Here is a 17,593-nt window from a genome sequence, read left to right on the forward strand (position 1 = left end):
GACCGGATGCGTGCACCGCGCGCCGCGCCTTGCGCCCGGCAGCGTTCCGCGCTTGTCGTTGCAACCGGCCGGCAATCGTCAGCGACGATGACTGGAGCCGCGCCCGCGGCCCCTGCGCACGAAACGTGCGGCGGGCTCAGCCTGAATGACCGGTCCGGCGGCGGGCGATCTCCGCATCGACCGCGTCGCGAACCCACTCCATCACTTCGGTTTCGAGCGCCAGCGCCACTTCGCGCGTGATCTGGCCGACGAGCCAGGCCGTATGGTCGTGCAACGCGTCGCGACAGCGGGCCTCGATGGCCTCGCGCCCTTCCCCGGTCAGATAATTCGTCAGCCGATTGCGCAGACGCTCGGCGATATGCTGCGTGTCCTCCACCGTCAGCGCGGCGGCTACATGCGCGTCCGGATGCGCGCCGGTGAGTTGAGCGGTAGCCAGCCCGCCGGCAGCCGGTGCAATCGCGTGGGACAGCATCGCTTCGCCAGCATCGCGCGGCATCGCGGCAACGCCGGCCTGCTGCGCGTCGTCGGCGGCCAGCGCGGAGCGCAGCGGCGCCTGCGCCGCGGCCGACTCCTCGGCGACGACGTGCCCGGCGGCACCGGGTTGCGCCGGCGCATCGCTGTCGCCCGGCAATTCGACGGTCGGGATGTCCGGCGTCGGCACCGGCTCGACCACCACGAATTCGGGGTCGGTGCGCGGCTGCTCCGGCGCGGCGGACGCCCGAGCCGGATGGCCTGATACCAGCACGTCGGTCAGCACCGGCACGGCGGCAACGTCGTGCGGCAGCTCATCGGCCGCGGACGAACGCGCCGGCACCGGCTTGCCCGGCACCAGCACGTCGGTCAGCGTCGGGATCGAAGAGGATTCGGCTTGTGTCACGGGAACGCTCCGTCGACGGTTTCGGCTAACTGCCCTGCTTGTAGTTGTTCAGCGCGTAGCCGCGATCGCGATAGAAGCGGTAGCGGTCGCGGCCCGCGGCCAGTTCGTCCGGCGCATTGCCGACCACTTCGAGCAGGCGCTCGAAGCGGGCGAACTGCGCGGGTACGGCCGCGCCGAGGTTCAGCAGCACATGATGATGCGGCGCCTGGTCGAGATCGGCGGCCAGCACGATCGGCGTGCCGGCCGCGTGCGCGCTGTCGACGCCGCAGTGCGGAATGAAATCGAGCGGCGAGAACGTCCAGAGCCGCTCGTCGAGCGCACGCAGGCGCGCGGGCTCCGCGAGCACGACGACCGGCTGCCCGGCCTGGTAGGCCTTGCGCAGCAGCCGGCATGCGTATGCGAGCGAATCGCCGACGTTCGAATGGAAATCGATTCGCGTCATTGCCCGCGTACCCGCATCGTCGTGAGACCTGCCATCACTGGCCGGCGCGGTCGATCAGGAACTGCGCGAGCAGCGGCACCGGACGGCCGGTCGCGCCCTTCGCCGCGCCACCCTTCCATGCGGTGCCGGCGATGTCCAGGTGCGCCCACGGATAGCTGTCGGTGAAGCGCGACAGGAAGCACGCCGCCGTCACGGCACCGGCCGGACGCCCGCCGATGTTCGCGATGTCCGCGAAATTCGACTTCAGCTGATCCTGGTACTCGTCGTCGAGCGGCATGCGCCATGCCGGATCGTTCGCTTCGCGCGATGCGTCGAGCAGTTCGCCAGCGAGTGCGTCGTCCTTCGAGAACAGGCCGCTGTTGTGGGCGCCGAGCGCGATCACGCAGGCGCCCGTGAGCGTCGCCACGTCGATCACCGCGGCCGGCTTGAAGCGCTCCGCATAAGTGAGCGCGTCGCACAGGATCAGGCGGCCCTCGGCGTCGGTGTTGAGCACCTCGATCGTCAGCCCCTTCATGCTGGTGACGATGTCGCCCGGCTTGGTCGCGTTGCCGCCCGGCATGTTCTCGCAGGTCGGCACGATCGCGACGACGTTGATCTTCAGGCCCATTTCGGCGACCGCACGCATCGTGCCGAGCACCGAACCCGCGCCGCACATGTCGTACTTCATCTCGTCCATGCCCTCGCCCGGCTTCAGCGAGATGCCGCCCGTGTCGAACGTGATGCCCTTGCCGACCAGCACGACCGGCGCGGCCTTCGCGGCGGCGCCCTGGTAGTGCAGCACGATGAACTGCGGCGGCTCGACCGACGCGCGCGCGACCGACAGGAACGAGCCCATCTTGAGCGCCTGGATCTGCTTCAGGCCGAGCACCTCGACCTTCAGACCCCAATCCTTCGCGATCTTCTTCGCGGTGTTGCCGAGATAGGTCGGCGTGCACACGTTGCCCGGCAGGTTGCCCAGGTCGCGCGTGAGATCCATCCCGTTCGCCAGCGCGACGGCCTGCTTGACCGCCAGCTTGGCGGCCTTCTCATCGGCCGGATCGACGCTGAACACGACGCGCTTGAGCGTGTGCGACGCCGGTTCCGGCTTGCTCTTCATCTGCGTGAAGCGGTAGGTCTCGTTGCGCAGCGCGAGAATCGCCGCCCGCACACCCCAGTCGGAGCCGCGCTCGTCGACCGGCAGCTGCGCGAGCGAGAACGTGACCTGGCCGACCTTGGTCGCGAGCAGCGCGCGCCATGCGGCCGTCACTGCGTCGTTGTAGGCTTTCTGATTGAAAGCATCCTGCTTGCCGAGGCCGACGAGCAGCACGCGCGATGCGCCGATGCCCGACACTTCGTGCAGGAACAGCGTCTTGCCGCGCTTGCCGTCCATGTCGCCGGCCTTCACCACGCGCGAGATCAGCCCCTTGGTGGCCGTGTCGATGTCGAGCGCCGCGCCCGAGAGAGTCTGCGCCTCGAAGATGCCGAGCACGATGCAGTCGGACTTCCCCGTCAGGAACCCCTTGGCCTCGCCTTTGCTCCAATCACAGCCTTTTATGCTAAAGTCCATCGCGCTTGTCCTCGGATAAAATCTGGGCTAAGGATGAAAGCCGCAATTATCCGCTATTTTTCCCGTGGCGGCGCGAGCGCTCCACCACGCGTGCGCAGCCTCCCGCCCTCTTCTCATCAAGAATGATCTTCGAACGCTCCCTCCAGCGCGAGCTTGCGTATACGGCTGGCGCCGTGTTCATGGTGCTGCTCACGATCATGCTCACGACGATGATGATCCGCATCGTCGGCTATGCCGCGTCCGGCGAAATCGATCCGCGCGACGTGCTCGTGCTGATCGGCCTGACCGTGATCGGCTACCTCGCCGTGATGCTCGTCGTCACGCTGTTCGTGTCGATCCTGTTCGTGCTGACCCGGTGGTACCGGGACTCCGAAATGGTGGTCTGGCTTGCATCCGGCGTGAGCCTCACGCGCCTGATCAAGCCGATCGGCGTGTTCGCCACGCCGATCGTCCTGCTGATCGCGTTCTTCGCGTTCGTCGGCTGGCCGTGGTCGAACCAGCAGAGCAAGATGATCAAGGCGCGCTTCCAGCAGCGCGACGAGATCTCGCTGCTCGCGCCGGGCCAGTTCCGCGAATCGGCCTCGAACCATCGCGTGTTCTTCATCGAGAAGATGTCGCCGGACCAGAGCAAGGTGCAGAACGTGTTCGTCACGTCGACCGAGAACGGCAAGGTCAACGTCGTCGTGTCGCACACCGGTCATACCGAAACGAAGGACGGCGATCGCTTCGTCGTACTGGAAGACGGCCGCCGCTACGACGGCACGCCCGGCCAGCCGAACTTCAAGATCATGGAGTTCCAGCGCTACGGCGTGAAGATCACGAGCACGCCGGTCACCAACGTGCCGACCACCAACAGCACGCCGACACCGGACCTGCTGCGCAACCCGACGCGCGACAACCTCGCGGAATTCGCGTGGCGCGCGGGGCTGCCGCTGATCGCGATCAACCTGATGGTGCTCGGCATTCCGCTGTCTTACCAGAACCCGCGCCGCAGCCGCACGATCAACCTCGTGATGGCCGTGCTGATCTACCTGACGTACTCGAACCTGCTGAACGTCGTGCAGGCACAGATCGAGCAGGGCAAGATGTCGTTCGGCGTCGGCCTCGTCGGCCTGCACCTGGTCGTCGCGGCGATCGTCGCGTTCATCTTCTGGTTGCGCGTGCGCAATCGTCCGCTGTTTACACGCGCGCTGTTCGGCCGCTCGGGAGCATGATCGATGCGGCTCTATGAAAAATACTTCGCGCGGCAGATCTACGTCACGTTCATCTTCATCCTGTTCGCGTTCTCGGGCCTGTTCTTCTTCTTCGACCTGATCAGCGAACTGAACTCGGTCGGGCACGGCAACTACAAATTCGGCTACGCGGTGCTGCGCGTCGCGCTGCAGACTCCGTCGCGCTTCTACGAGATCATCCCGGTCGCCGCGCTGATCAGCGCGATCTACGTGTTCGCGCAGATGGCCGCGAACTCGGAATTCACGATCTTCCGCGTGTCGGGCCTCGCGACCAACCAGGCGCTGCGCTCGCTGCTGAAGATCGGCGTCCCGCTCGTGATCATCACCTACCTGATCGGCGAGTTCGTCGGCCCGTACGCCGACCAGCTGTCCGAACGCGTGCGGCTGCAGGCGCTCGGCGCGTCGGTATCGTCGAACTTCCAGTCGGGCGTGTGGGTGAAGGACACGCTCGCGGCCCGCGAGAACGGCGAGCAGGTCACGCGCTTCGTGAACGTCGGCAGCCTGTCGCCCGACTCGACGATCAGCAACGTGCGCATCTACGAGTTCGACTCGAAATTCCAGCTGCAGAACGTGCGGATCGCGCAGACGGGCCGCTACGAGCCGCCCGGCCACTGGCTGCTCAAGGGCGTCACGGAAACCGAACTGACGCCGATCAAGCCGATCGGCGGCGAACCGGCCGACGCGCTGAACCCCGTGTACCGGTCGCAGCAGGTGACGCTGCCCGAATACCGGCTGCGCTCGGACCTGACGCCGCAGATCCTGTCGGTGCTGCTCGTGTCGCCGGAACGGATGTCGCTCATCAACCTGTTCCGCTACATCCAGCACTTGCGCGAAAACCAGCAGGACACGCAGCGCTACGACATCGCGCTGTGGCGCAAGCTGCTCTACCCGTTCGCGGTGTTCGTGATGCTTGTGCTGTCGCTGCCGTTCGCGTACCTGCACACGCGTGCCGGCGTGGTCGGCGTGAAGGTGTTCGGCGGCATCATGCTCGGCATGAGCTTCCAGCTGCTCAACACGCTGTTCTCGCACATCGGCACGCTGAACACCTGGCCCGCGCCGCTGACGGCGGCGACGCCGGGCCTCATCTATCTCGCGCTCGGCCTGTTCGCGCTCAAGTGGGTCGACCGGCACTGAGCGCGGTCACGACGGAGGCTTCGACATGAGTTCGCACGGCATCGTCCTGTTCGGCCACGGCGCACGCGATCCGCGCTGGGCCGAGCCGTTCGAGCGGCTCGCCGCGCGGCTGCGCGGGGCCGGCTCCCCTGCTCCGCACGTGTCGCTCGCGTTTCTCGAACTGATGACGCCGTCGCTCGATACGGCCGTCGCCGCGCAAGTCGCGGCCGGCTGCACGCGCATCACCGTGGTGCCCGTGTTCTTCGGTCAGGGCGGACATGTCCGCCGCGACCTGCCGCAGCTCGTCGACGCGTGCCGCGCCACGCATCCGGGCGTCGAGATCCGTTGCGCGACGGCCGTCGGGGAAGACGACGGCGTGCTCGATGCGATCGCGCGCTACTGCATCGACCAGCTCGGCCGCGACGCGTAAGCGCATCGCTGGCCGAAGCGGCGAGCCCAAACAAAAAAGCGCCGGCTTCGGAAGCCGGCGCTTTTTTTGCCTGCGGATCGCACGTTCGACTCAGGCCGCATCCTGCAACGCAGCGCCCTCTTTCGCGTGCCGCACGCGTTCGGCGAACGCATCGCCGATCATCAGCAGGCTCGGTTCCGCCGGGTCGAGCCACGCCTGCGCGCCGCCCGCCGCCATCTGCCCGAGCGTCAGCGTCAGCGTGCGCTCGCGCGCGGTGCTGCAAGCCTCGACGATCGCCACCGGCGTCGCGCTCGCACGGCCCGCGTCGATCAGTTCCTGCGCGATGCCCGGCGCACTGTCGCGGCCCATGTAGTAGACGATCGAATCGGCGCGCGCGGCCTCGCGAATCTCGTCGCTGCCCGGTGCGCGGCTGTGCGTCGCGAACGCGACGCTGCGCGACACGCCGCGCAACGTCAGCGAGCGCTTCAGCGTCGCCGCGCCGGCCAGCGCCGCGGTGATGCCCGGCACGACCTCGAAATCGATGGCCGCCGCTTCGAGCGCGCGCATTTCCTCTTCGGCGCGACCGAACAGCATCGGGTCGCCGCCCTTCAGGCGCACCACGCACGCGTGCTCGCGCGCCGCGTCGACGATCTGCTTGTTGATGAAATGCTGCGCGGTCGAACGCTGCCCGCAACGCTTGCCGACCGCGATCTTGCGCGCGTTCGGTGCGTAGTCGAGCATCGCCGGCTCGACGAGCGCGTCGTGCAGCACGACGTCGGCTTGTTCGAGCAGCCGCATGCCGCGCACCGTGATGAGGTCCGCGGCGCCCGGCCCTGCTCCGATCAGATATACCTTGCCCATGTTTGTCGCTTCGCTTGGGGTCCTGCTCGTGCGGACGGCGGCCGGCCCGCGCCGCCGCGAGGGCGGCGCTGACCGCCGGTTAAGCCCGTTACGCCGAGAACGCCCGAATCATGCCGGCGGCGACCGTGTGGTGCGTCGCCTCGTCGATCAGCACGAACGCGCCCGTACCCGGGTGCGCATCGTAGGTGTCGCAGACGATCGGCTTCTGCAGCGTCAGCGCGACGCGGCCGATGTCGTTCATCTTCAGTTCCTGGCGGTCGGTCGCGTGCGACAGCGTATGCACGTCGAGCACTTCCTTGACCGCGCCGATCTTCGCGAACACCGTGCTCGTGGTCTGCTTCAGCAGGTACTTGCGCTGCGGCGACAGCGGCGTCTCGTCGAACCAGCACAGGTCCGCCTCGAGCTTCTTCGCCGGCGCGACCGTCTCGGCGGTCGTGACGAACATGTCGCCGCGCGACACGTCGACGTCCTGTTCGAGGCGAATCGTCACCGTCTGGCCCGCGAACGCGTGCGCGACCGCCGCCGTGCCGCCCGGCACCGGCGCGATGATCTCGGCGACCGTCGCAGTGCGGTTCGACGGCAGCACGACGATTTCGTCACCGACCTTCACCTCGCCCGATTCGATCCGGCCCATGTAGCCGCGGAAATCGTCGGCCGAGCTGCCGTCCTGGCGTGCGACCCACTGCACCGGGAAGCGCAGCGCGTCATGCGCCTGCGTCTCGACCGGCAGCGATTCGAGCACGTCGAGCAGCGGTTCGCCCGCGTACCACGGCATGCGCTCGCTCGCGCCGACGATGTTGTCGCCCTTCAGCGCCGACACCGGCACGAAACGCACGTCCTTCAGGCCGAGCTGCTTCGCGAGCGCGACGTACGCGTCGCGGATCTCGTTGAAGCGTGCTTCGCTGTAGTCGATCAGGTCCATCTTGTTGATCGCGACGATCACGTGCTGCAGCGCGAGCAGCTTCACGATCGCGCTGTGGCGCTTCGTTTGCGGCAGCAGTTCCGCCACGCCGTTCTCGATCGTCACGCGCGTCGCGTCGACCAGGATGATCGCCGCATGCGCGGTCGATGCGCCCGTCACCATGTTGCGCGTGTACTGCTCGTGGCCCGGCGTGTCGGCGATGATGAACTTGCGCTTCGCGGTCGCGAAATAGCGGTAGGCGACGTCGATCGTGATGCCCTGCTCGCGCTCGGCTTCGAGCCCGTCCGTCAGCAGCGCGAGGTCGATCTCGTCGCCGACCGTGCGCTTGTTCTTCGCGCGCGACAGCGCGGACAGCTGGTCCGACAACACGGCCTTGCTGTCGTACAGCAGGCGGCCGATCAGCGTGCTCTTGCCGTCGTCGACGCTGCCCGCGGTGATGAAGCGCAACACGCCGAGGTCTTCGTTGTTCTCGATGATGCTCATGATGTGAATGTCCTCGTGTGCTTCAGAAATAACCTTGCTTCTTGCGCTGTTCCATCGCGGCTTCGGATGCCTGGTCGTCCATCCGGGTCGCGCCGCGTTCGGTGATCTCGGTCACCGCCGTCTCGGCGATGATCTTCTCGACGTCGTCCGCGTCGCTCTCGACCGGGCACGTGCAGCTGATGTCGCCAACGGTACGGAAGCGCACCTGCGCGAGTTCGCTCGTCTCGCCGTCACGCATCGGCGTGAGCGGCGTGACCGGCACGAGCAGCCCGTTGCGGCGCACGATCTCGCGCTGGTGCGCGTAGTAGATCGACGGCAGTTCGAGGTTCTCGCGCGCGATGTACTGCCACACGTCGAGTTCCGTCCAGTTCGAGATCGGGAACACGCGCAGGTGCTCGCCGTTGTGCAGGCGTGCGTTGTACAGGCTCCACAGTTCCGGGCGCTGCGCCTTCGGATCCCACTGGCCGAATTCGTCGCGGAACGAGAAGATCCGCTCCTTCGCACGCGCCTTCTCTTCGTCGCGGCGCGCGCCGCCGATCAGCGCCGTGTAGCCGTGCTGTTCGATCGTCTCGAGCAGCGTGACGGCCTGCGCGGCGTTGCGCGAATCGGTTTCGCGGCGCAGCACGACGGTGCCGCGCTTGATCGAATCCTCGACGTGGCCGACCACCAGCTCGGCGCCGAGCTCCTGCGCGCGGCGGTCGCGGAAGTCGATCACTTCCTCGTAGTTGTGGCCCGTGTCGATGTGCACGAGCGGGAACGGCAGCGTCGTCTTGCGGTTCGCGCCGAGGCCGAACGCCTTCAGCGCGAGGTGCAGCACGACGACCGAGTCCTTGCCGCCCGAGAACAACAGCGCCGGCTTGCTGCATTCGGCAACGAGTTCGCGCAGGATGTGGATCGACTCGGCTTCGAGCCAGTCGAGGTGGCCCATGCGGTCGTCGGCACCGGTGGGCGGGGCAAAGGCGGATTGCTCGAGCGTCGTGCTCATGATTTCAGTCCTTCTCTTCTGGGTTCGTGCCGCCCGCTGTCGCGGGCGGCGCAATATTCGGTTTCTTGTCGGCTTTCAGTGCGCGGCGCCGGCTTCGGCGTTCGCGGGAATCGGCGTGATCGTGATGTGCAGCCCGCATTCCTTCGTGTCGCGCGACTCCCACCACCAGCGGCCCGCCCGGCTGTCCTCGCCGGGGCGGATCGCGCGCGTACACGGCTCGCAGCCGATGCTCGGATAGCCGCGCGCGTGTAGCGGATTGACCGGCACGTCGAACGCCTTCAGGTACGCCCACACGTCGGCTTCCGTCCAGTCGGCGAGCGGGTTGTACTTCGCGATCCCGCGCGCTTCGTCCTGTTCTTCCTCGTGCAGCTCCGCACGCGTGACCGACTGCTCGCGACGCTGGCCTGTGACCCACGCGCCGACGTCGGCCAGCGCGCGGTTCAGCGGCTCGACCTTGCGGATGTGGCAGCACGACTTGCGCAGCTCGACGCTTTCGTAGAACGCGTTCAGGCCGTGCTCGGCGACGTACTGGTCGACCGCGTCCTGCTGCGGATGAAACTGCTCGATCTCGTAGCCGTAGCGCTCGCGCACGCGGTCGATCATGCCCAGCGTTTCCGCATGCAGGCGGCCGGTGTTCAGCGAGAAGATGCCGATCGACACGCCCTTCGACAGGATCGCGTGCGTGAGCAGCATGTCTTCCGCGGCGAGGCTGCTCGCGAACTTCACCTTCTCGTGGCGCGCGCCGATCTGCGCGAGCAGCGCGTCGAGGCGCTCGACCTTCGCGGCCAGTTCGGGCGTCAGTGCGGTCGCGGCGCTCATGCGCTCACCTTCGCGTCGGCCGCGGCCGCGCGGCGGCGGAACAGCGGCGCCGGCTCGTCGAATGCGCCCTGGTAACGCTGCGTGAATTCGCCGAACGCGTTCAGTGCATCGTGGATGTCCTTGTCGGCACGCACCGCGAACGCGTCGAAGCCGCAACGCGACATGTACAGCAGCTGGTCGCGCAGCACGTCGCCGATCGCGCGCAGCTCGCCGGTCCAGCCGTGGCGCTCGCGCAGCAGGCGCGCGATGCTGTAGCCGCGGCCGTCCGCGAAGCGCGGGAAATCGACGGCGATCAGCGAGATCGCACCGAAGTCGGCCACCAGATCGGCCGGCTCGCTGTCCGGCGCGAGCCACACGCCGAGTTCGTCCTTCGCCTTCGCGGCGACGAGCGCCGCGCGCTCGGCCTGCCACAGGGTGAACGGCACCAGCACCTTGCCGGCCGGCAATGCGTCGACCGCGGGCAGCGCACCGTCTTCCGCCGCGCGCACGACCTGCCATGCGTCGTCGATCACTGCGCGGTTCTTGATAATCGAAGCCATCTGCAAATTCCTTCTACCCGGTTGGTTACGCGTTGACTGCCTGGCGCGCCGCATACACGCGCTCCTTGAACGGAGCGATGCCGATGCGGTCGTACGTGTCGATGAAGCGCTCGCCGTCGATGCGTGCCTCGACGAACGTGTCGATCAGCTTCGCGATCACGCCCGGCACTTCCTCAGCGGAGAACGACGGCCCGATCACGCGGCCGAGGCGCGCGCCGTTGCGGCCCGTGCCCTGCTCGCCGCCGAGCGACACCTGGTACCACTCGGCACCGTCCTTGTCGACGCCGAGGATGCCGATGTTGCCCACGTGATGATGACCGCACGAGTTCATGCAACCGGAAATGTTCAGCGACAGGTCGCCGAGATCGTACACGTAGTCCAGATCTTCGAAACGCTGCTGGATCGCCAGCGCGATCGGGATCGACTTCGCGTTCGCGAGCGAGCAGAAATCGCCGCCCGGGCACGCGATGATGTCGGTCAGCAGGCCGACGTTCGGCGTCGCGAAGCTGGCCGCCTTCGCCTTTTCCCACACCGTGAACAGGTCGCGCTTCTTCACGTTCGCGAGGATCAGGTTCTGCTCGTGCGACACGCGCAGTTCGCCAAGCGAGTACGCGTCTGCCCAGTCGGCCACCAGGTCCATCTGCGCGTCGGTCGCGTCGCCCGGGGCGACGCGGTGGTCCTTCAGCGACAGCGTGACCGCGGCATAGCCCGGCACCTTGTGCGGCGCGACGTTGCGCTCGACCCAGCGCGCGAACGCCTTGTTCTCGAGCAGGTGCTGTTCGAACGACGCGTCGGTGTCGGCCAGCTTCTCGTAGACGGGCGGCTGGAAGTACTGCGACACGCGGTCGACTTCCGCCTGCGTGAGCGTCGACGGGCCGTCCTTCAGGTGCTGCCACTCTTCCTCGACCTGCTGCGCGAACTTCGCGGGCGACAGCGCCTTCACGAGGATCTTGATACGCGCCTTGTACAGGTTGTCGCGGCGGCCGTAGCGGTTGTATACGCGCAGCACGGCTTCGCAATAGGTGAGCAGGTGCTGCCACGGCAGGTCTTCCTTGATCACCGCGCCGATGATCGGCGTACGGCCGAGGCCGCCGCCCGCGAGGATGCTCGCGACCACCTCGCCCTGCGCGTTCTTCTTCAGGTACACGCCGAGATCGTGGATCTGCACGGCCGCGCGGTCGTGCGTCGAGCCCGACACCGCGATCTTGAACTTGCGCGGCAGCCACGCGAATTCGGGATGGAACGTCGACCACTGGCGCAGGATTTCCGACCACGGACGCGGATCGATTTCCTCGTCCTGGGCGACGCCCGCGAACTGGTCCGCCGTGATGTTGCGGATGCAGTTGCCCGAGGTCTGGATGCCGTGCATCTGCACCGACGCGAGCTTCGCGAGGATCTCCGGCGTTTCCTCGAGCTGGATCCAGTTGAACTGGATGTTCGAGCGGGTCGAGAAGTGGCCGTAGCCGCGGTCGTGTTCGCGGGCGATGCGCGCCAGCATCCGCAGTTGGTCGCTGCGCAGGTTGCCGTACGGAATCGCGATGCGGTGCATGTACGCGTGGCGCTGCATGTACAGGCCGTTCTGCAGGCGCAGCGGACGGAATTCTTCTTCGCTCAACTCGCCCGACAGCCGGCGGCGCACCTGATCGCGGTACTGCGCGACACGCTCGTCGACGATCGTCTGGTCGTATTGGTCGTACTGATACATTCGGGGACCCCAGGGGTTTTCGTGGTGACCGCGCGACGTCCTAGCCACGTCGCGCCCGAATCTCCGTTCCGCCGCCATCGCCGGCCTTGCGCGGCCCGGCTGGATTGCTAATGACGAAAACAGATATCCATATTTGAAAAACTCCGGTGAATCGTAATAAACTCGCCTTATATTTCAAACGACTAAAAAATTCTGTTGATATGCGGAAGGGTTATAAATGAACCTGCACCAATTTCGCTTCGTGCGCGAGGCCGTCCGGCAGAATTTCAACCTCACCGAGGCCGCCAAGGCGCTCTACACGTCGCAACCGGGGGTGTCGAAGGCGATCATCGAGCTCGAGGACGAGCTCGGCGTGGAGATCTTCACGCGGCACGGCAAGCGCGTGCGCTCGCTCACCGAGCCGGGCAGGATCATCCTCGCATCGGTCGAGCGGATCCTGCAGGAAGTTGAAAGCCTTAAAAGGGTCGGAAAAGATTACGCGGCGCAGGATCAGGGCAACCTGACGATCGCCGCCACCCACACGCAGGCCCGCTACTCGCTGCCGGCCGCGATCGCCGAGTTCAAGAAGCGCTTCCCGAAGGTGCACCTGTCGATCCTGCAGGGCAGCCCGACGCAGGTCGCCGAGATGGTGATCCACGACCAGGCCGATCTCGCGATCGCGACCGAGGCGATCGCCGACTACAAGGAACTCGTGTCGCTGCCCTGCTTCCAGTGGCATCACGCGGCCGTGGTGCCGGCCGACCATCCGCTGCTCGAACGCAAGCCGGTCACGCTGGACGATCTCGCGCAGTACCCGCTGATCACGTACGACGACGCGTTCGCCGGCCGCAAGAAGATCAATCATGCGTTCGCGCTGCGCGGGCTGTCGCCGGACATCGTGCTGGAGGCGATCGACGCCGACGTGATCAAGACCTACGTCGAACTCGGCCTGGGCGTCGGGATCATGGCCGACATCGCATTCAACCCGGAGCGCGACCGCAACCTGCGGCTGATCCCGGTCGGCCACCTGTTCGGCAGCAACGTGACGCGTGTCGCGCTCAAGCAGGGCGCCTATTTGCGCAGCTATGTGTATACGCTCGTCGAGCTGCTGTCGCCGACGCTGAACCGCAAGCTGATCGAGCAGGCGCTCAAGGGCGAATCCGAATCGTACGAGCTTTGACAGACAGGTATAACGACAGGGGCGCAAATCGCGCCCCTTTTTATTGCCCGACGGAGATTTCCGCATGACGCTTCCCGCCCTGTTGCGCCGCGCCGCCGGCGCCGCCCTCGTGCTCGCCTGCGCGGCCGCGCATGCCGACCTGAAGGTCGGCGTCGACCTGTCGTCGACCGGCCCGGCCGCCGCGATCGGCATCACCAGCAAGAACGCAATCCTGATGTGGCCGAAGACGATCGCCGGGCAGCCGGTGCAGGTGACGGTGCTCGACGACGCGTCCGACCCGGGCGCGGCCGTGCGCAACATCCGCAAGCTGGTCGACGAGGATCGCGTCGACGTCGTGGTCGGGCCGAACATCACGCCGGCCGCGCTCGCGGCGCTCGACGCGGTAGCCGCCGCCCAGACGCCGATGATCACGCTGGTCGGCTCCGGCGCGATCGTCGAGCCGCAGGAAGGCGCGCGGACCTGGGCATTCAAGATGGCGCAGAGCGACAGCGCGATGGCCGACGTGATGACGCGCTACATGGCCAACCACGGTGTGAAGACGGTCGGCTTCATCGGCTTCGCGGACAGCTATGGCGACAGCTGGCTGAACGAATTCACGCGCTTCGCGGAAGTCCGCAAGATCCGCGTGATCGCGACGGAACGCTTCAACCGCACCGACGCGAGCGTCACCGGCCAGGCACTGAAGCTGATCGCCGCGAAGCCCGACGCGATCCTGATCGCCGGCTCGGGCACGCCGGCCGTGCTGCCGCAACGCACGCTGATCGAGCGCGGCTACAAGGGCGCGATCTACCAGACGCACGGGATCGCCACGCCGGAATTCATCAAGCTCGGCGGCAAGGACGTCGACGGGACGCTGTTCCCGACCCAGCCGGTGGTCGTCGCGCGCACGCTGCCTGCCGACCATCCGGCCCGCAAGGCCGCGCTCGCGTTCGTCGATGCGTATGAAGCGAAATACGGCGCCGGCACGGTCACCCAGTTCGCGGGCGACGCGGCGGGCGTGTACCCGCGCCTCGCCGACGCGGTCGGCCGCGCGCTCAAGGCCGCGCAGCCCGGCACGCCGGGCTTCCGCGCGGCGCTGCGGCGCGAACTCGAACGCGCGCACGAACTCGTCGTGCCGAACGGCGTCGTCAACACCAGCGACAAGGATCACGTAGGGCTCGATCAGCGCGCGAGCGTGATGGGGATCGTGAAGCAGGGCCGATTCGTCTATCTGAGCCAGTAACGCACGGGCGGTCGCCGGACAGCTTGCCCGGTGCCCCGTTTTCCGCCATAATTCGCGTTTCGCCGCGCACAATCCGTACGAATCGCATGCGCGGCCAGGATCAAAGCCCAGGTGGTGAAATTGGTAGACGCAGGGGACTCAAAATCCCCCGCCGCAAGGCGTGCCGGTTCGATTCCGGCCCTGGGCACCAGTCTTTCGCAGCGTCAATGCGCTGCACTGTCGAAACCCGCGCAAGCTCGCCGCTTCGCGGGTTTTTTGTTGGCTTTTTCTTGTTGCGCACGCCGCGCACACCGCAACGCACGCCCTTACCCGGCGGTCCAAGCATCAGGACACGCAAGCACGGAGGCCGCTCATGTCCACGCGCGTCTTCTTTTCGAGCCCGATCCGTCGCCGCGTGCTTGCCGCGCTGTTGTCGATCCTGCTGGGCGGATGCGACCTGCTGCGCGAGCCGCCCGTGCCCGACTGGCCGGGGCCGCACGCGCCCTACCCGTTCCCGGACAGCATCCCGCACCGCACCGAGTGAACCGATGGCGCCCCGCCGCCCGACGCACTCAGGCCATCAACTCGCGGACGAACTCCAGAAACACCCGCACTTTCGCGGCAACGAGGTTCGACGCATGGTGATACGCATAAAGCGGGAACGTCTCGTCCGCCCATTCCGGCAGCAGCTGGACCAACCGCCCTTCGGCCAGGACGTCGCGGGCATAGAGTTCCAGCAGTTGCGCAATGCCGACGCCGCCGAGGCACGCGCCGAGCAACCCGCCGGTGTCATTCACCATCAGTCTGCCGGCGACGTCGACCGGCACGACTTCCTTGCCGCGATGAAATTCCCATTCGTACGGTCGCCCCGTCACCGGATCGCGAATCAGCACGCACCGGTGACCGGCCGCGAGATCCCGCGGGTGTCGCGGTTCGCCATGACGCGCGACGTACGCGGCCGACGCGCAGGTCAGCACGCGCGTCTCGAGCAGCAGTCGCGCACGATATGACGACGGCTCCGGGATGCCGAAGCGCACTGCCACATCGAATCCGTCGGCGACGAGGTCGCCCATCCGATCCCGCGCGCTGATCTCGACCGACAGGTCGGGAAAGCGGTCGAGGAATTCCGCCATCCGCGGCGCGAGCACGTAGTGGCCGAACGTGCCGTCCACGTTCACGCGCAGCCGCCCCCTCACGCGCGCCTTCGACTGGCCGGCGTCGAGCGCCGCCTCCTCGATGCCGGCCAGCAGCGGCGCGACCGCCTCGTAAAAGCGTCGCCCTTCGTCGGTCAACGTGATCGCACGCGCCGTCCGGTTGAAGATGCGGATGCCGACGCGTTGTTCCAGTCGGGCGACGGCGCGGCTCACTGCCGGTTGGGTCAGTCCCATCGCCTCGCCTGCCCGCGCGAAGGTGCCGGCCTCGATCACCGCGGAGAGCACGCCGATACCGCTGAGCAGCCTGCTGTCGAACCCCATAAGACATACTTCCAGTCATTCATTGACTGACCATTATTCATTATTTTTATTGATCGAGGAAGCCTACATTAGTCCTGTCGCCGGATGGAACGGCATTCAACCCTCATCAGGAGCAGGAAATGAGCACATCGGAACAGGTCGCCCTCGTCACAGGTTCGTCGCGCGGCATCGGTGCGGAAATCGCCCGCCAGCTCGCCCGGGACGGCTTCCGGGTCGTCGTCAACTATGCCGGCGGCGCCGGGCCGGCCCGCGAAGTCGTCGATGCGATCGTCGCCGACGGCGGCCATGCCGTCGCCGTGCAGGCGAACGTCGCCGACCCGGCGGCCGTGGCCGCGCTGTTCGACGCCGCCCACGAGGCATTCGGCGGCCTGGATGTGGTGGTCAATTCCGCGGGCGTGATGAAGCTGGCGGCGATCGCCGACTGCGACGATGCGCTCTTCGACGAAACGATCGCCATCAACGTGAAAGGCGCGTTCAACGTATGCCGCGAAGCGGCAAGGCGCGTGCGCGACGGCGGACGCATCATCAACCTGTCGACCAGCGTGATCGGCATGCGCATGCCGACTTACGGCGTGTACGTGGCAAGCAAGGCGGCGGTCGAAAGCCTCACGCAGGTACTCGCGCAGGAAATGCGCGGGCGCGGTGTCCGCGTGAACGCCGTCGCGCCGGGGCCGGTCGCCACCGAACTGTTCCTGCAGGGCAAGAGCCCCGAGCTGGTCGATCGGCTCGCGAAGCTGAACCCGCTCGAGCGGCTGGGCCAGCCCGACGACATCGCGCGCGTCGTCGCCTTCCTCGCCAGCCCGGACGGCGCGTGGATCAACGGCCAGATCCTCCGCGCCAACGGCGGGATGTGCTGACGGACCGCTCGCAGCCGCCTCGCTTTCCTCCAGGAGATCGCTCATGAAGCAAGTTGTCCTCGTCACCGGCGCGTCCAGCGGCTTCGGCTTGCTGACGGCCCAGGCGCTCGCCCGCGCCGGTCACACGGTCTATGCATCGATGCGCGAGAGCGCCGGGCGCAATGCGCCGCGCGTCGCCGCCATCGCTGCCTATGCGCAGGAACACGGCGTCGACCTGCGCAGCCTCGAACTCGACGTCGGCGACGACGCATCGGTCGGCGCAGCAATCGACCGCGTGATCGCCGACAACGATCGTCTGGACGTCGTCATTCACAACGCCGGCCACATGGCGTTCGGGCCGGCCGAAGCATTCACGCCCGAGCAGCTCACGCAGCTCTACGACGTCAACGTCGTGTCGACCCAGCGCGTCAACCGCGCGGCGCTGCCGCACCTGCGCCGTCAGGGCCGCGGTCTGCTCGTGTGGGTTTCGTCGTCGTCGGCGCGCGGCGGCACCCCGCCGTTCCTTGCCCCTTACTTCGCCGCGAAAGCCGCGATGGACTCGCTCGCGGTGTCCTACGCCGCCGAACTCGCCCGCTGGGGTATCGAAACATCGATCGTCGTGCCGGGCGCGTTCACCCGCGGCACGAATCACTTCCTCCATGCGGGCAAGCCGGCCGATACCGCCGTGCAGGCTGCCTACGACAGCGGGCCGTACGCGGGCGTCGCCGATCAGGCGTTGAGCGGCCTCGCCGCGCTTGAACCGGCGGACGCCGACGCCGGCGCCGTCGCGACGGCGATTGCCGAGCTCGTCGCGGCGCAGCCCGGCAAGCGCCCCTACCGCGTATTCGTCGATCCGTCGCAGGACGGCGCGGAGGAAGTGTTCCGCATCGGCGATCGAATCCGCCGCGAAATGTTCAGGAATATCGGGCTCGCCGATCTGCTCGCGCCCCGGGTCGGCGATTGAGCAAGGTCGAGCGACGTTGAGGGCC

At 67.1% G+C, this 17,593-nt stretch carries 18 protein-coding genes and 1 tRNA gene; 9 read left to right on the plus strand and 10 right to left on the minus strand.

What is annotated here, in order from left to right:
- Positions 1 to 136: 136 nt before the first annotated feature.
- From DID99_RS02250 to DID99_RS02260, 3 genes are read right to left on the minus strand one after another with little or no spacing between them, the layout of a single operon-like run.
- Positions 137 to 877, minus strand: a complete 741-nt coding sequence (locus DID99_RS02250) for a DUF2486 family protein (protein WP_124571264.1) — start codon at positions 875 to 877, stop codon at positions 137 to 139.
- 25 nt (positions 878 to 902) lie between these two features.
- On the minus strand, positions 903 to 1,319 hold the full coding sequence (locus DID99_RS02255) for a DNA polymerase III subunit chi (protein ID WP_006757287.1): 417 nt from the start codon (positions 1,317 to 1,319) through the stop codon (positions 903 to 905).
- A gap of 34 nt (positions 1,320 to 1,353) precedes the next feature.
- Complete coding sequence (locus tag DID99_RS02260; protein ID WP_124521534.1) at positions 1,354 to 2,865, minus strand: leucyl aminopeptidase; 1,512 nt, start codon at positions 2,863 to 2,865, stop codon at positions 1,354 to 1,356.
- Positions 2,866 to 2,987: 122 nt separating this feature from the next.
- Between DID99_RS02260 and lptF the strand changes: the two genes are divergently transcribed.
- From lptF to DID99_RS02275, 3 genes are read left to right on the plus strand one after another with little or no spacing between them, the layout of a single operon-like run.
- Positions 2,988 to 4,079: an LPS export ABC transporter permease LptF gene (lptF, locus tag DID99_RS02265; RefSeq protein ID WP_044845625.1), complete on the plus strand. Its 1,092-nt coding sequence runs from the start codon at positions 2,988 to 2,990 to the stop codon at positions 4,077 to 4,079.
- A 3-nt stretch (positions 4,080 to 4,082) separates the two neighbouring features.
- Complete coding sequence (lptG, locus tag DID99_RS02270) at positions 4,083 to 5,231, plus strand: LPS export ABC transporter permease LptG (RefSeq protein WP_124488472.1); 1,149 nt, start codon at positions 4,083 to 4,085, stop codon at positions 5,229 to 5,231.
- A gap of 25 nt (positions 5,232 to 5,256) precedes the next feature.
- A complete protein-coding gene (locus DID99_RS02275; protein ID WP_044845623.1) occupies positions 5,257 to 5,640 on the plus strand; it encodes a sirohydrochlorin chelatase in 384 nt (127 codons plus the stop codon).
- A gap of 90 nt (positions 5,641 to 5,730) precedes the next feature.
- Here DID99_RS02275 and cobA read toward each other — a convergent pair whose 3' ends face one another.
- From cobA to DID99_RS02305, 6 genes are all read right to left on the minus strand, one after another.
- Positions 5,731 to 6,480, minus strand: a complete 750-nt coding sequence (cobA, locus tag DID99_RS02280) for a uroporphyrinogen-III C-methyltransferase (RefSeq protein ID WP_124666007.1) — start codon at positions 6,478 to 6,480, stop codon at positions 5,731 to 5,733.
- Between the two features lie 88 nt (positions 6,481 to 6,568).
- On the minus strand, positions 6,569 to 7,885 hold the full coding sequence (locus DID99_RS02285; RefSeq protein WP_124666008.1) for a sulfate adenylyltransferase subunit 1: 1,317 nt from the start codon (positions 7,883 to 7,885) through the stop codon (positions 6,569 to 6,571).
- A gap of 22 nt (positions 7,886 to 7,907) precedes the next feature.
- A complete protein-coding gene (gene cysD / locus DID99_RS02290) occupies positions 7,908 to 8,870 on the minus strand; it encodes a sulfate adenylyltransferase subunit CysD (protein WP_044845620.1) in 963 nt (320 codons plus the stop codon).
- Between the two features lie 75 nt (positions 8,871 to 8,945).
- Positions 8,946 to 9,689 (minus strand): phosphoadenylyl-sulfate reductase, encoded by a 744-nt coding sequence (locus tag DID99_RS02295; protein WP_044845619.1) that lies wholly within the window; start codon positions 9,687 to 9,689, stop codon positions 8,946 to 8,948.
- Positions 9,686 to 10,228, minus strand: a complete 543-nt coding sequence (locus DID99_RS02300) for a DUF934 domain-containing protein (protein ID WP_124666009.1) — start codon at positions 10,226 to 10,228, stop codon at positions 9,686 to 9,688. The genes DID99_RS02295 and DID99_RS02300 overlap by 4 nt, the downstream gene beginning before the upstream one ends.
- 25 nt (positions 10,229 to 10,253) lie before the next feature.
- On the minus strand, positions 10,254 to 11,933 hold the full coding sequence (locus tag DID99_RS02305) for a nitrite/sulfite reductase (protein WP_044845617.1): 1,680 nt from the start codon (positions 11,931 to 11,933) through the stop codon (positions 10,254 to 10,256).
- Positions 11,934 to 12,150: 217 nt separating this feature from the next.
- Here DID99_RS02305 and DID99_RS02310 point away from each other — a divergent pair, with 217 nt between their 5' ends.
- The 4 genes from DID99_RS02310 to DID99_RS37110 all read left to right on the plus strand — a co-directional run bounded on the left by DID99_RS02310 (position 12,151) and on the right by DID99_RS37110 (position 14,837).
- A complete protein-coding gene (locus tag DID99_RS02310; RefSeq protein ID WP_009689198.1) occupies positions 12,151 to 13,092 on the plus strand; it encodes a CysB family HTH-type transcriptional regulator in 942 nt (313 codons plus the stop codon).
- Positions 13,093 to 13,156: 64 nt separating this feature from the next.
- Complete coding sequence (locus DID99_RS02315; protein ID WP_124666010.1) at positions 13,157 to 14,314, plus strand: ABC transporter substrate-binding protein; 1,158 nt, start codon at positions 13,157 to 13,159, stop codon at positions 14,312 to 14,314.
- Positions 14,315 to 14,419: 105 nt separating this feature from the next.
- Positions 14,420 to 14,504 (plus strand) — tRNA-Leu (locus tag DID99_RS02320).
- Positions 14,505 to 14,666: 162 nt separating this feature from the next.
- Complete coding sequence (locus tag DID99_RS37110; protein WP_185733724.1) at positions 14,667 to 14,837, plus strand: hypothetical protein; 171 nt, start codon at positions 14,667 to 14,669, stop codon at positions 14,835 to 14,837.
- A 28-nt stretch (positions 14,838 to 14,865) separates the two neighbouring features.
- Here DID99_RS37110 and DID99_RS02325 read toward each other — a convergent pair whose 3' ends face one another.
- On the minus strand, positions 14,866 to 15,768 hold the full coding sequence (locus DID99_RS02325; RefSeq protein WP_124666011.1) for a LysR family transcriptional regulator: 903 nt from the start codon (positions 15,766 to 15,768) through the stop codon (positions 14,866 to 14,868).
- A 119-nt stretch (positions 15,769 to 15,887) separates the two neighbouring features.
- Here DID99_RS02325 and DID99_RS02330 point away from each other — a divergent pair, with 119 nt between their 5' ends.
- Positions 15,888 to 16,625: an SDR family oxidoreductase gene (locus DID99_RS02330; RefSeq protein WP_124666012.1), complete on the plus strand. Its 738-nt coding sequence runs from the start codon at positions 15,888 to 15,890 to the stop codon at positions 16,623 to 16,625.
- 43 nt (positions 16,626 to 16,668) lie between these two features.
- Positions 16,669 to 17,568: an SDR family oxidoreductase gene (locus DID99_RS02335; protein ID WP_124666013.1), complete on the plus strand. Its 900-nt coding sequence runs from the start codon at positions 16,669 to 16,671 to the stop codon at positions 17,566 to 17,568.
- Positions 17,569 to 17,593: the final 25 nt, after the last annotated feature.

Source organism: Burkholderia sp. Bp8986 (assembly GCF_003854225.1).
GTDB lineage: Bacteria > Pseudomonadota > Gammaproteobacteria > Burkholderiales > Burkholderiaceae > Burkholderia.